We start from the raw sequence: 13804 nt of genomic DNA, 5'->3' as shown, positions 1-13804 counted from the left end.
ACACTTAATATCTGACGAATCAATATCAGCAATATATACATTCGAAGGCAAAGTTGACTCAAAGAAAATATTAATAGGAACATCTTTATTAGAAGACATCCCAGTTCACATACCAGTTAATGGTATATTTAATTCTCACATAGGAATATTTGGAAACACTGGCAGTGGAAAATCGAATTCATTAGCTAAGATTTACAGTGAGCTTTTCTCCAGCAACGGTGACAATATATTCAAAAAATCCACTTTTGTTTTTATTGATTTTAATGGTGAATACAAACCTATCCACAATCAATTTGAAAGCAAAAGTATATATCTTGAACTTGATACACAAAAAAAAGATGGCAATGACAAGCTAAAGATTAAAAAATCTGAGTTCTGGGATTCTGAATTACTTTCAGTTCTTTTCTCCGCCACAGAAAAAACTCAAAAACCATTTCTTAATATATTGGCAAGGAATAGACACAAGCATGGTGATGAGCTTGATGATTACTTCCATAACACATTAAACATCATGTTTGGTCAAAACCAACATAGAGAAACCATAAGTGTATTACGCTCTATAATAAGCATTATCAACCCAGAAAAGACAAAGGAAATTAATGCCGAGCTATCTGAATTTAGTTGGTACTCAAGGGGAGACAACAATAAATATTATAGAAACAATTCATATTTCAATACACCGGAAGAGTATTTAGCTCATCTACCCCATCTTGTAAGTAGTGATATTGACATTTCTAAGTTATCAGCTTTTGATCAAATAATTGTTAGAGCGACCCTCCAACTAATCATGTCGGTTTCTAGAAACTATGTGCAATATGAACACATCAGTCCTTTAATAAACAAAATGAATTCATCAACCAACTCGCTTGAAAAAGTAATTGAGATTATTGATGATGTAGCACTAGAACCTAAACCATTATTATTTATATCTTTAAAAAACTGCAATCAAGAAACAAAAAAAACAATACCAATGCTAATTGCCAAATGTTCTTTTCTTGAGCACAAAAGAAAAGATACTGCGCAGAACAGCTTTCACCTTATCATTGATGAAGCCCATAACATTCTTTCGGAAACCTCAAATCGCGAATCAGAAACTTGGAAAGACTATCGACTTGAGTTGTTTGAAGAGATAATCAAAGAAGGAAGGAAATTCGGCTATTTTGTTACAATTGCAAGTCAGCGCCCCGCTGATATATCACCTACGTTAATATCCCAAATCCATAATTATTTCCTACATCGCTTAGTTAATGAAAATGATCTTTTCTTACTTAAAAACTCTATAAGCAATCTTGATAATTCATCACGCGCGTTAGTACCGATCTTGCCATCAGGTGCTTGTGTTGTCTCAGGAACTGCATTTCACACACCAATGATCATTCAAGTTCAACGCCTACCATCTGAGTTAGCGCCAGAAAGCGATACAATTGATCTTGATACATTTTGGTAGGTATAAACCTCTTACACTAGAGACTGGCTACCAAAGTGCGATGACACACTCGCGATGTAACCTCATAAACCGGCGCAAGCCGGTTTTTTCACATTCAGGAGGTAAAGATGAACAATGGACTCTTCACTCCTCACCCTTTAATCACCACCTATCATAATGATTTTAAATGATAAAATATCAAGGTGAACAAAGTGAGTAGTTAAACGGAAAAAAAGTTTTTTTGTACAACCTCAAGTTGCATTCCCTTACTTCCAAATTTCAAGATAGAATCTTGCAGATTCCAAGCATTATTTTTATAAATTAATAATGGTATTTATAAATGGATATTAATGGCAGAGAGTACGCGTTCATTATATGGATGGTTTTCATAGTTATTACACTTAACGTCAAAAAAGACATTAGAGATTCTTTCTTTCAACTTATTAAGTTTTTCAAACACCGGCTGATACTAACAGTATTAGGCCTCGCAGTTATTTGGGTGACAGCTTGTGTTGCTTTGTTTTATGAGATTGGGCTATGGTCATCAAGTAATTTGAAGACAACTTTAGTTTGGATGGTTACATATGCCTTCGTAACAATATTTGAAGTTAATAAAATTGAAAATAGTAAATATTTTTTCAAATCTCAACTAAAAGAAACAATCGGAATAAGCACTCTGCTAACATTCATCCTAGAACTGCATAGCTTCTCATTTACAGTAGAATTTATAATGTTTCCTATTATTACATTCTTAAGTCTACTTTCCGTCGTAGGCGGAATGAAAACAGAAACAAAACAAATCAGCGTAACAATAAATATAATATTAGCCACTGTAGTGATATTTTACTTTACACATTCTTTATACCTTTCAATTATATCAATGAAAGACACTTTTTCTTGGACAAATCTCACAGAGCTTTTAACACCGATTTTACTATCGTTTTCCTTCATGCCATTCATTTACATCCTTTACTTGTATCAGGCCTATGAAAGAAAACTAGTTAGTTTAAAAATATATTTCGATGATGACAGCATTTTTAAGTACGCCAGAAATTTAGCCATCTACTCCTTTAGAACTGATCTTGATGGTTTAAATCGCTGGGTAAGAAACGTACACACCGATAGAGTAAAGACAAAAGTAGAACTTAAAGCCTACATTAGAAATGTTAAATTAAGAAAAAAACTTGAATCCAACCCACCAACAATACCTCATAAATATGGATGGTCACCATTCTTAGCAAAAGAATTCCTTGCCAACAAGGGATATAAAACCAATGACTATCACTTCAGTTATGACACATGGTTATCTTGCAGTAAAATGGTTGAGATTGGTGATGATAATTTCCTTCAAGATAATATTACTTATTATACATATGGAAATGAGCATTTAGTTAACAAATTAAAATTACGAATTCATATTAATCAAACACCAGTATCCGAAATATCGAAAAAGACTATTAATAATTTGACGATTGAATTGCTGTCAAAGTCAGTCGGAATGAGTAGCTTTGACATTAATAAATTGTTTAACAAACTTCCTGTTTCAATTCAAAAGGACTGCCATAACGTACTGATTACGAGAGAAGATTTTGTAAGTAACAATGGGGGCTTCACTTTAGAAATTATCGTATCGATAAGAACGAGTTTAGATCAAGATCCCAATGACTTAGGCACAAATCATTCTGATGCTTTCGTGTAAGTCTTTTCCAATTGGTATACGTTTAGGTATACCAACGAAAGTTGAATTAATGAAAAATCATTATAAACAACAAACTAAGGTGATTATTCAGCCCCCCCAGCTCCACCAAAATTATCCATCTGTGGGTACCAAAGCCACCCGATAAAGCCGAAAGCCCGCATAGCGAAAGTTATGCGGGCTTTTTTGTGTCTGCAACGCCTGCAAATCAAAAAATATCTTTGGAAAACAACTCGCATTCCGTTCATTAGCGGGTTGGTTAACATCTTCGATTTACGATATAGTCAGCCCCGCTGCGGCAAAATCCGCAGCCGGGTTTCGCAGCCTGATAAAACTATAAGGATACACTTGATGTTATGCATTGAGTGTCAATGTCTCCGCACACCTGTTGTATGAACAGTTCAAAACTGTACTAACAACTTCAATGGTGGCTCAGGCAGGGCAGCCTTCGGGCTGGCCGGTGTCCTTGTAGGCCGGTACTGCGAACCTTGTCTGAGCTACCACCCAAAGAGTTTCGCAGCTCCGGTGGTAGTCGTTATTACTACAAGGAGATGTAAATGACACTATCACACAGCCCTACCTTCCTGCCCTTTCAACAAGACTGGCACACTGCCGATATCATCGCGGCGCTGCATAAGAAAGGAACTTCACTGGCAGCAGAATCACGTGCTGCGGGTTTGAGTTCTTCGACACTTGCCAATGCGCTGACACGCCCATGGGCAAAAGGGGAAATGCTGATAAGTCTTGCGATTGGCGTACCCGCCGAAACCATCTGGCCGAGCCGCTATTTTGATGAAAAGACACGTAAACCCATCGTGCGCCTGATGCACTCACCTCGCCAGAAGCGAGATTCAAGTTCGTAAAGCCAACAGACCACCGCGCCATCCAGTCAATTCCCGTGCGGGTGGCGCTTAACCCTCCAGATATTATTGCTTTCTTGAGTCTTTACAGGTGAGCGTTAACGGCAACGCGTTGCTTGCGAATATGTTCAAGCCGTTGGCCCCAGAGCAAAGCTCTACGTGCTACAACTTCAGGCACATAACAATTTACTTTCCTCTCAGGCCACAGGAAGCCCTGCCCCGCATCGGCTTTACAAGTGTTGGCGATCTTCAGGTCTTCGGCTGTTTCTATCCCCTCCAGAACGATGACAGAAGAAAGAGATCGGGCATGATGAATTTGTTGCTCTAAATCCGGATTGCCGCGCAATTCAGTGCGATCAAATTTAACCGCTGCAAACTTAAAATCATTTTCATTTAGATACGGAGCGCAAGTACTCGTCAAATCATCAAGAATGATATTCCAGCCATGCTGTTGTAACCGACGAACGCCCGAACGCAGGCGATTAAATTGTAATGGATTCAGATGCTGGATATTTTCCGGGTCCTGTAGCTCAATCGAAATATTTTCCATTGCCGGCCCCGCTGCAATAAGCTCACTGATTAAATAAGGTTCACTGAACACTGCCACAGGTAAATTAAACCAACAGGACTCTGGTAGATGACGTACTTCTTCGAGCTGCCACAAAAAAATGGCAAGGTGAAGTTCTTCACAAAGAGATGAGAAGAATAAAGCAGGATCGCCCGATATCGCGGAAAGGACTTCATGCGCAATAACTTGCCCATTATTCAGGAAAACAATCGGCTGAAAACGTAAGCCTGACACCTGACTAATACTCATTAAATAACTATCAAGGGAGATATCCTCGATGTTATTAGCAGTAAAAGAAGATGTTGATACTATACGTTCATTCACCTTGCGGCCTTTATTCCATAAAATCATTCTAAACATCGCAACAGTGAGAAGCCCGCAAAAACAAACACTCCAATGAAATGTTTATGAAGTTTTTGTCAAACATCGGATATAACAAAAATGTCGCGGTAACCGTGGCAATAAAAGAAGTCATTCCCATCAACAAATAGCCGCGACATGATTAATTTTCATTTTTAACGCCAATTTATTGATAGGTGATATTCAGCGTTGCGGATGCATTGGCAGTGCCCGTAGCAACGGTTGTTTTAGTTTGATAATAACGTGCGGTTAGAGGGAATGTTTCTTGCCCGCCTGATGACGTTTTTAATACAATTCGGCTATTTAATACCAGCGGTGAACTATTATATAAAATTTGCACCCCGACACCTTTTGCCACGTTTGCGCCGCCTTGCCCGGTCAGTGCCAGTACGCTGGTTGTCGAAACATCGGGATTTTGCGTGCCTGACAAGCTGACGTTGATATTGGCACCGGGATTGCAATTTAATCCTAGGTTTTGGGTATTCTGAGCAACTGCCGGGGTCGTCCCAATGCTGGAGCCAAATGATGAAACTAATACGTTACCAATCGGAAAAATGAGCGCTGGTGTATTTATTGAGCACGCAACTTGTGATATTGACAGGCTATTCATAAATAAATTCATAAAAGTACTGCCGCTATCGGCAGTCCATGTTCCTATCTGCCCCGCTGGCAATACCCCCGGAACAACATCCGCTATTTTAATAAAGGAAATTGTTGTTTTGGTTCCTGTATATATTCCTATCGGGCCAGAGAAACTATCAACAAATTGTGGATTGTCATAATATCCAAATAAACCACCATTCATACCCGTTGTTGTTGCTGACATTGCAATACCCACAACAGGTGTTTTATAATAGTGCGGATATCCTGAGGGTTGCGCACCATTATATATAAATCTATAATAGTTCGTTGCTGCGCCACTGCTACACCCACCCATTTGCTGATTACTCAATGGCAGATCAATTGTTTTTACAACCGACCCGATTGGCGTATCCCTCTGAACAGTAAAACTCGTAGGCGAAACTGTCTGTGTTATTGTTGATCCATTAAGAGTGCAGTTGGCGTGACAATAAAAACTGGTTACAGACAGAGAAAATAATATAATTTTTATAAAACTTTTCATTATAAATACCATGCGTGAAATTTTAAATTGATAAAGAAACTACTGTGCATACCGGTTTATTTTTTGACTGCAACTTAATGTCAACTTACAGACTAACGTTGAAGATACAATATCTTTATTCGACTCTATTTTCGGAAGTGTAAAACTAACGTGGCATTGTTGAATAAAATCATTCTAAACATCGCAACAGTGAGAAGCCCGCAAAAACAAACACTCCAATGAAATGTTTATGAAGTTTTTATCAAGCATCGGATATAAAAAATGACGTTATTGATAACAATAACGGCCATTTTAGAAAGAAAATTCAATATTTATAATATTAGTTATAAACAAATGTCGCGGTGACCGTTGCAACAATCGTTCCCGGTGTTACACCACCATTCTGGGTATAGGCACGCGCACGCATCTGATAGGAATAAGCGTTACTGGCAATATTGCCTGAAAGGGATTTACCATCACCCATCAGGTCGGCGGCCTGGCTTTGAAGTTGCACAGAAACATTTTGTGCCGTCCCGGTACTGTGATACATGTCGTTCGGGTTGACGGGATCCGCTGAGCCATGCATCGTCATAATGACTTTTGTCGTCCCCCCCGGGCAGGAAGTTAAGTCAATGGTGAAGGGGATCCAGGTAGTTGCTAACCCACCCGTCTGCAAGTCGGAAGCCTGGATGTTTTGCCCAAGGTCAACCGCCTTTGTCACGCTGTCGCTGCTGATCTGGCAAGGTGAGGCGACAATATTACCGGTGATATTAAGGGTGACCGGATCGGCCTGGCATAAAGAAGTCATTCCCATCAGCAAACAAACAGCCGCGATATGATTAATTCTCATTTTTAACTCCAATTTATTGATAGGTGATATTCAGGGTTGCGGATGCATTGGCAGTGCCCGTTGTAACGGTTGTTTTAGTTTGATAATAACGAGCGGTCAGGGGGAATGTTTCTTGCCCGCCTGATGACGTTTTTAATACAATTCGGCTATTTAACGCCAGCGGCGAGTTATTATATAAAATTTGCACCCCGACACCTTTCGCCACGTTAGCGCCGCCCTGCCCGGTTAATGCCAGTACGCTAGTTGTCGGAACATCGGGATTCTGCGTGCCTGACAAACTGACATTTATATTGGCCTGCGGGTCGCAGTTTAACCCCAAGTTTTGTGTATTTGATGCACCCGCTGGCGTCGTGCCTACGCTGGTACCAAAAGTTGAAGTTAATATATTGCCAATCCAGAATGTTAAATTGGGGGTGGTAATGGCACAGGCAACCTGGGTTACAGTGGACGTCGCGAGGCTTATTTCAACAGCATTCGTGCTATTACCATCATAATAAACTATAGCCGCGAGGCCGCTAGATAAACTACCTGAAACAATATTTCCGGTTTTAATGAGTTGGAAATTTTGCCCAGTTCCTCCATCGTAGGTTCCCGTCGTGCTCCCAATATAAACAGGGTTTGGAGGGTTCAGAAAAGTCCAGGTTGCGCCATCAAAATTGCCCTGAATACCCACGCCCAGTATATTTGTGTTATAAACTTTAGGTATGACAGATGATACGCCACCTAAATACATCATTTTCTCATACTCATACCCACCATTGCTGCATCCTCCGGTCTGGATATTACTCGGATAGGATGTAACCGTTGCAATAGTAGAACCTATTGCGGTATCACGCTGTACCACTATTGAACTAAACTGAATAGTCTTTCGGACGGTTTGGTTAACTACACATGACGCTTCGCTATAAAAACTGGTTACTGTTAATAACATCAATAAAATATTTAAAATACGTTTCATTAAAAATACCTACCTCAATTTACGAGCATCTCATACAGGCGCAAGGAAAATAAGAACCACTCTCATTGATTACTTTTAAAATAGAGAGCTAATGAGTAGCTACAAGACGAATTATAAAAACAAACGATAAAATATTTTTTGAGTACGAAATATTTACCGGCAAATTGCATTGATATTCTGAATATTCTTTGCATCCGCTGGCGGTAAAGATACTTCAACCTGACATTGGTCTTTCGGCGCATCTCCCCATTTGACGAACAATTTTGCGCTGTTATCTAACCCCGTCAAAAATACCTGCCCCTGGTCGCCAACAATGGAGCCCTGGCCTTTATTGCTGGCATTGCTCACAATCGCGCCAAATGGCACTGGCTGCCCATTAGCTTGTAACAGCGTCATCAGAACCCGCATCCCGACGTTCGCCACATAATTAGCCCGAACCACCGCACCGCGCGTTGGAATAACCGTTGCGGTCGTCAAATCAAGCTCTACATCATCCGGCATCATATCCGGGGATAACGTCACATCGTTTTTACGGAATGGCGTGGCGTTACTGATGACCGTATAACCGCGGTAGTCCGTTTTCGCCCCGCTTTGGTTTTGAATCCCCACGCCTTTCGCGCCCGGTGCTTTTATCAGGACGTTGGTTTCGCCCAACGGCTGCGAGAGCGTGATGCCATCAGCATGGGCCAGAATGCCGCCCTGCAAGCCATAGTTCAGGCGATCGCTGTTTTTGTCATAGCCATAGCCCGCCGTCATTTCCCCGTAGGTGCCTTTATAGTCAGCATTCATGTTGCCGGTCGCGCCAATATCGTTGGTCCCATAACCCTGCTGTACGTTCCAGTTCAGCGCGTTATTTTCCAGCGCCACACCACTCAGGCCAACAGAGTGCGTCGTGCCGTTGGTTTTGCTGGAATTCATGGCATAACTAGCCCATGTTCCCGGCAGGAAGTGGTCCAGCGGAATACTCACGTTCAGTGCAATCTGTTGGTCTTTGTCATAACGGGTGGATTCACTGTAGCCGTCAGATGCACCGTTTTTGCTGTAGGTATAGGTGACTCCGTAGCTAATGCTGTGCCACGAGTTGTTATAGCCCGCGGTGTAGGACTCCATGGTTTTTCCATCATTCCAGTAGTCTTCACGCACAGCCCCCACCATAACCGAACCGAGACTGCCGCCAAGCGATTGGCTCATGGTCAGTTCCATACGGTTACGGCGGCGATCCTGCATTATTCTGTTGTCGCTGTAGGAGTCGAGCACCTCCTGCATGCCGTAATAGCCACGGGTAGAGTAGCGATAACCCGCAATCGCAAAGTTGGTACCGGTATCGACAAAGTTTTTGCTGTAACGCGCACGCCATGATTGCCCGCTCGACTTAACATCATCCTGCGGTTTAGACCAGGCCTGGGTGACGTCAACAGAAACCGCACCCAAATCGCCCATATTCTTGCCAACACCGGAAGCCAAAGACTGATATTTGCTGGATTCCTGCACGCCGCCATAAACCGTGAAACCTTTCGGTAAACCGTAAATAGCGGTCATCTGGGCGAAAGGTGTTTTCTCTACGCTGCCGTCATAAGAGCGATACTGCCCACCGGTGACCGCATATTTCAGACGCCCTTCACGCTGCAACAGGGGTAACGAGGCAAACGGCACGCTGAAGTGTTGCTCGCTGCCGTCCGCTTCCTTAATAGTGACATCCAGATCCCCTGCACCACCTGTCGGATACATATCGGTGATTTCAAACGCACCTGGCGCGACATAGCTCTGATAAATCTGGTAACCATTCTGTCGAATGACGACCTGGGCGTTGGTACGAGCAATACCACGCACAACGGGCGCATAGCCCTTCATTGAATCCGGCAGCATATCGTCATCGGACGCAAGCTGAGCACCACGGAACGGCATGCTGTCGAAAATATCAGCCGGAGCGGAGCTATCGCCTGCGGTCAGCTGCGCCTTCAAAGGAATAATATCGCGCTGAAGATAGGTATAAACGGTATCCCATTTATCCTGGCCGTTGCTGTCACGGCTCCAGGTCGAGTAGTTGCGCAAACGCCACGGCCCGATGTTCAGACCTGGTCGCAGGTTGGCATACTGCGAATTCGTTGTGCTGCTATTGGCACCGCGCCCCCGGCTGTTGTCGCCGCTGAGGCTATAGTTCAACATCCCTGCCGTTATGCCTTCGTCCCATTTTTCAGGGGGGACATAGCCACGCGACTGAGGTATTAGTGCCGCCTGAGGAATACTGATGACTAATCGCTGGGTACTGAACTGAAAGTCTGCTGAAGCCTGAGGAATAACAGCCAGGTTTATGCACTGCGCATCGGCTGCGAGTTCCGGAAACAGATCGGTTTTTACCCCCCAGCTTTTAAGCGTATCGAGACTGATGCAGGGCTGTAAGTTGGCTTCTCCGCTTTTATCTGCGACTGCTTTAAACTCAACGTCACGCGTATCAACCAGTTGTTCGTCAAGAATAATATCAACGTGATATACGCCCGGTGCCTGAGATCCTGCTTCATAAACGGAGAGGTCAGTTTTACCCGCACCGGGGTTTCCCACTTCAAGCAATTCAGGGTTAAAAGTATCGCGGGCGTTCGCAACCTGAGCTCCGCTGCTTAACGCGACCGCAATAAAAATGGCCATCCTGGCAGGCTGGAAAACTTTATGTTTTTGTCTCATCATCATTAACCCTTAAATCCTTGCATATTATTGCGGTCTTATTCTTTTAAAGGCTGGCGTTATGTATTTTACCGGGGCCGCCATAATCATTAATCACCGTGAACGTTGCCTTCCCACCGCGAATATCTTTGGGTAAATCAAAGGCTGCCGTTGAACCTGGCAAAACATAACTGACGTTTTCGAGCTTTTTACCGCCAACAGTCACTTCATTAAAATTCATCACAAATTGCGTTGGATTAGTCACCTGAATTTTATTACCGCTAATGGACCAGGTTAATTTATCTGCCTGCTCCTCTGGCGTAGTGCCTTTAATTGCAGCCGGGCGATAAATTAATTTAATGCTGGTTTTCACCGCAATCTGCAAACTGTTTGCTGCTTTCGGCGCAGACGGAATAGCTTTAATATTCAGCCAGTAAAGGCTTTCCTTATCCTGCGGTACCGCACCGGTTAAAATAATGCGCTCAACGTTCTGTTGCGTTGGGTCCAGACGGTAAAGAGGTGGAGTGATAACAAAAGGAGCTTTCTCCGTGCCGCCATTTTGCGTGTCAATCCAGGACTGAATCAAATAGGCAGTGCTGTCCGGGTTATTAACGCCAATAGATGCTTCCTTTTTATTGCCATCATAAATAACACGGGTGCCACCGATAATAATACCGGCACTGGCGGAGGAAACACCTGCGTTAATTAACAGCAGAGCAATTAAAGTTTTACGAAGGAAATTCATTTTTTTACCTTTATGAAAAAGGGCCGAAATATCCGGCCCCCTGTTATTTCCGGAAGGAAATTAGTTATAGACTACAGAGAAGCTGGCTACAGAGTTTGCAGGACCTTGAGTTACAGGCATTGCAGTAGATTTATACTGAGCGTAGAAATCCAGGTTGTTATCTTGGGTGCTGCTCAGCAAATAACGGTAACCGTTATCACCGTGCAGTGCCAGGTCAGCCATATCAGCAGTTTTCAGGTTGATAGCGACGTTAGTTGCAGCACCTGGAACAGTGCTGTCGATTGCCAGCAGAGTCGCGTCAGTTGTTTCTGGCGTACCGTCGAACATCACGTGTGCCGCAGTTACAGTAGAAGGGCAATCTTTCAGTACGATGGTGAATTTCTTAGCAGCAGTCACATCACCTGTGTTAACAAATTCAGTCTTGTAGTAAGAACCCAGCGCAACGGTCTGGTTCTGAGAAGCAACGTCAACATTACATGCTGCATCCAGAATTTGGCCGGTGAAATTAACGGTGCCAGCAGATGCCATGGCATTAGAGGCAGACAACGCAGTAACAGCAGCGAAAGCAACAACGATGAGATTCTTTTTCATTTACTAATTCCTTGAGTATATATTTGTTGTCCCTGTAAATCCCTCACAGGCCGCTATATTATTAATAGTGCCGATGGCAGGTATTTATTCAGGTTTTCTTTGTTTAATACTTTCTAATTGCAGACAGATATCATCATCACTTGATAAGTACGAACTTCCGGAAACCTAAAAAGTTGGAATTCTTTATTAAGCGACCTGATTAAGTATCGTTGTCTTGCTGGGGATAAATCTAAATAAACCCTGTATACAACACAATCAATTTTAAGCGTAATCGTGGACTGCTTTATTAACAATTAAGACACATTGTTTATAAGGCTTTCTTTATCCCTTATGTAAAACAAAAGCTTAGACGCATTTTACATTTAAGCTTCATTTAATTTTTACATGCTAATTAGCCCTGGGAATAATCTTATTTCTATCAAAAACGCAATGTTGCTTCAATGTTAAAATCAGAGTCCACATTAAGATCATTTAATTATTTACTATGATTACTCTTAAGGGATAATCATTGGGAGTCTTATAATAGGAAAGATTGGATGTTTGGAAAAATAATATGAATTCCAGAATAGCTTTAGAGAATATGCCTACATTTATACCGGTTTCCGCAACTAAACCCATAGACCATATTCAAAAAATTATCGATGCAATTGAACCTTTCACAGAGCCCTTCACACCAACGCAGGGCGAGGCGATACGTTATCTGCAAAATAATAAGAGATTTTGTTATTTAATCACTGAAGGCAGCGCCACACTTTATCGGCGTGGTGACGGCATGATCCTGAATTCGGAGAAAGCCCCTTTTTTACTGGGTGTCAGCGGCCTGCGGGGTCACCATGATCATTTATATGTCCGGGCTACACCCGATGCGAAAATGTACCGCTTATCAACAGAAAGACTGTATCTATTACTGGAGAGAGAAAAACTTTGGGAAAGTTTGTGCTATTTGATTATGTATACCGCATCCCGGGTTTATGAAAATTGTACATTACACTCGCAGTTATCTTCTTATGAAATTATCAAAATTCAACTTCAGGAGTTAATGCAAGAGCCAGAGCGTATCCGGTTAAATGTGACCGCAGCAAACTACATACAAAACAGAACTTATCTGTCACGTAGCGGTGTGATGAAAATCCTTTCCCAATTACGTGATGCTGAATGTATTACACTAAACAGAGGAATTTTAATGAGTGTCAATCGGCTCCCCCAGAAATACTAAATCTCGCGTCAGGAAGCCTGTTGGCAGTTAAATACTCTTCGCTTTCATCCCCAATGCATCTATAGTTAATAGTAGATTACTGTTGTTATAGACCCGGTGCGCTTATGAATGCCAAAGATACCATTCCAACATTGTTATCTCTCCCCTCACCTTTCGTACTCGAACTGGTGACTAAACTGCTGCCTTTTTCAGTAAAAAAAAACTACCCACCACGGCGCACTTTAACCCTTTCAAGTGAAAATGCACATTTTTGTTATTTAATTTCGAAAGGCAGTTTTGTGCTGCATCGCCAGAACGATGACCGTATTGTCGGTTTTGGTAACGCCCCTGTTATTCTTGGGTTGGGCAATTTGACCCAAATGTATATCGGTAGCTATATCAGGACGATCACAACCTGTGAAATAGGCATAATACCTACTCATCAACTTTTTGAAATTATAGAACGTGAGAATTTATGGCGACCACTTGCAGAGCATCTGCTCATCATCGGAGGGAAATTATTTACCATCGGACAACAGCTCTCCGCACCGACAACCTATGAGATTATTCGTGCCCAATTACTGGAACTGATAAGCGAAAATGAAACGATCAAAAATTCAACTACCGTAGAAAATTATATTCGTCTTAAAACCAATCTTTCACGTAGTATGATTATGAAAATTCTTGCGTCACTTAAAGCGGGAGGATATATCGAATTAGAACGAGGAAAGCTAATCAAAATTAATTCTTTGCCAAAAAAATATTAACTGCTGCCATATCAAAGCCGTGTTCAAT

The 13804-nt window shown here is 42.2% G+C and carries 13 protein-coding genes; 6 read left to right on the top strand and 7 right to left on the bottom strand.

From position 1 onward, the window contains the following. Positions 1 to 7 precede the first annotated feature (7 nt). The 4 genes from RHD99_RS05040 (at position 8) to RHD99_RS05025 (ending at position 3985) form a co-directional block, all read left to right on the top strand. Positions 8 to 1447 carry an ATP-binding protein gene (locus tag RHD99_RS05040; RefSeq protein ID WP_309879079.1) on the top strand — a complete coding sequence of 480 codons (1440 nt, stop codon included), beginning with the start codon at positions 8 to 10 and terminating at the stop codon, positions 1445 to 1447. A gap of 319 nt (positions 1448 to 1766) precedes the next feature. Next, a complete protein-coding gene (locus tag RHD99_RS05035) occupies positions 1767 to 3125 on the top strand; it encodes a hypothetical protein (RefSeq protein WP_309877723.1) in 1359 nt (452 codons plus the stop codon). 358 nt (positions 3126 to 3483) lie between these two features. Next, complete coding sequence (locus RHD99_RS05030) at positions 3484 to 3594, top strand: ash family protein (protein WP_309877722.1); 111 nt, start codon at positions 3484 to 3486, stop codon at positions 3592 to 3594. An 85-nt stretch (positions 3595 to 3679) separates the two neighbouring features. Next, positions 3680 to 3985, top strand: coding sequence for a helix-turn-helix domain-containing protein (locus RHD99_RS05025; RefSeq protein ID WP_309877721.1), 306 nt, complete (start codon positions 3680 to 3682; stop codon positions 3983 to 3985). Positions 3986 to 4067: 82 nt separating this feature from the next. Here RHD99_RS05025 and RHD99_RS05020 read toward each other — a convergent pair whose 3' ends face one another. The 7 genes from RHD99_RS05020 to RHD99_RS04990 form a co-directional block, all read right to left on the bottom strand. Next, positions 4068 to 4901 (bottom strand): EAL domain-containing protein, encoded by an 834-nt coding sequence (locus RHD99_RS05020; RefSeq protein ID WP_309877720.1) that lies wholly within the window; start codon positions 4899 to 4901, stop codon positions 4068 to 4070. A 175-nt stretch (positions 4902 to 5076) separates the two neighbouring features. Beyond that, positions 5077 to 6033 (bottom strand): fimbrial protein, encoded by a 957-nt coding sequence (locus RHD99_RS05015; protein ID WP_309877719.1) that lies wholly within the window; start codon positions 6031 to 6033, stop codon positions 5077 to 5079. Between the two features lie 319 nt (positions 6034 to 6352). Further along, entirely contained in the window at positions 6353 to 6862 is a 510-nt protein-coding gene (locus tag RHD99_RS05010; protein WP_309877718.1) for a fimbrial protein, read from the bottom strand. A gap of 13 nt (positions 6863 to 6875) precedes the next feature. Continuing rightward, positions 6876 to 7820, bottom strand: coding sequence for a fimbrial protein (locus tag RHD99_RS05005; RefSeq protein WP_309877717.1), 945 nt, complete (start codon positions 7818 to 7820; stop codon positions 6876 to 6878). Positions 7821 to 7973: 153 nt separating this feature from the next. Then, the gene (locus RHD99_RS05000; RefSeq protein WP_309879078.1) at positions 7974 to 10499 is read right to left on the bottom strand and encodes a fimbria/pilus outer membrane usher protein; all 2526 of its coding nucleotides are present in this window, start codon (positions 10497 to 10499) and stop codon (positions 7974 to 7976) included. Between the two features lie 46 nt (positions 10500 to 10545). After that, positions 10546 to 11223 (bottom strand): fimbrial biogenesis chaperone, encoded by a 678-nt coding sequence (locus tag RHD99_RS04995; RefSeq protein ID WP_309877716.1) that lies wholly within the window; start codon positions 11221 to 11223, stop codon positions 10546 to 10548. Positions 11224 to 11283: 60 nt separating this feature from the next. Beyond that, on the bottom strand, positions 11284 to 11814 hold the full coding sequence (locus tag RHD99_RS04990) for a fimbrial protein (RefSeq protein WP_309877715.1): 531 nt from the start codon (positions 11812 to 11814) through the stop codon (positions 11284 to 11286). 553 nt (positions 11815 to 12367) lie between these two features. Between RHD99_RS04990 and RHD99_RS04985 the strand changes: the two genes are divergently transcribed. Continuing rightward, positions 12368 to 13030, top strand: coding sequence for a helix-turn-helix domain-containing protein (locus RHD99_RS04985; protein WP_309877714.1), 663 nt, complete (start codon positions 12368 to 12370; stop codon positions 13028 to 13030). A 104-nt stretch (positions 13031 to 13134) separates the two neighbouring features. Continuing rightward, positions 13135 to 13776, top strand: a complete 642-nt coding sequence (locus RHD99_RS04980) for a winged helix-turn-helix transcriptional regulator (RefSeq protein ID WP_309877713.1) — start codon at positions 13135 to 13137, stop codon at positions 13774 to 13776. The last annotated feature ends 28 nt before the right edge of the window (positions 13777 to 13804 follow it).

This window comes from Buttiauxella selenatireducens (assembly GCF_031432975.1).
Taxonomy (GTDB): Bacteria; Pseudomonadota; Gammaproteobacteria; order Enterobacterales; family Enterobacteriaceae; genus Buttiauxella; species Buttiauxella selenatireducens.
Note: the sequence above shows the minus strand (reverse complement) of the source record. Positions and strands in the feature narration are given on the sequence as shown.

What these genes read in the sequence shown, in the direction of transcription:
- RHD99_RS04985 (WP_309877714.1), top strand. Translation starts at nt 12,368, where the DNA reads ATGAATTCCAGAATAGCTTTAGAGAATATGCCTACATTTATACCGGTT.
- RHD99_RS05020 (WP_309877720.1), bottom strand. Translation starts at nt 4,901, where the DNA reads ATGATTTTATGGAATAAAGGCCGCAAGGTGAATGAACGTATAGTATCA.
- RHD99_RS05035 (WP_309877723.1), top strand. Translation starts at nt 1,767, where the DNA reads ATGGATATTAATGGCAGAGAGTACGCGTTCATTATATGGATGGTTTTC.
- RHD99_RS05025 (WP_309877721.1), top strand. Translation starts at nt 3,680, where the DNA reads ATGACACTATCACACAGCCCTACCTTCCTGCCCTTTCAACAAGACTGG.
- RHD99_RS05010 (WP_309877718.1), bottom strand. Translation starts at nt 6,862, where the DNA reads ATGAGAATTAATCATATCGCGGCTGTTTGTTTGCTGATGGGAATGACT.
- RHD99_RS04980 (WP_309877713.1), top strand. Translation starts at nt 13,135, where the DNA reads ATGAATGCCAAAGATACCATTCCAACATTGTTATCTCTCCCCTCACCT.
- RHD99_RS05000 (WP_309879078.1), bottom strand. Translation starts at nt 10,499, where the DNA reads ATGAGACAAAAACATAAAGTTTTCCAGCCTGCCAGGATGGCCATTTTT.
- RHD99_RS04995 (WP_309877716.1), bottom strand. Translation starts at nt 11,223, where the DNA reads ATGAATTTCCTTCGTAAAACTTTAATTGCTCTGCTGTTAATTAACGCA.
- RHD99_RS05015 (WP_309877719.1), bottom strand. Translation starts at nt 6,033, where the DNA reads ATGAAAAGTTTTATAAAAATTATATTATTTTCTCTGTCTGTAACCAGT.
- RHD99_RS05005 (WP_309877717.1), bottom strand. Translation starts at nt 7,820, where the DNA reads ATGAAACGTATTTTAAATATTTTATTGATGTTATTAACAGTAACCAGT.
- RHD99_RS04990 (WP_309877715.1), bottom strand. Translation starts at nt 11,814, where the DNA reads ATGAAAAAGAATCTCATCGTTGTTGCTTTCGCTGCTGTTACTGCGTTG.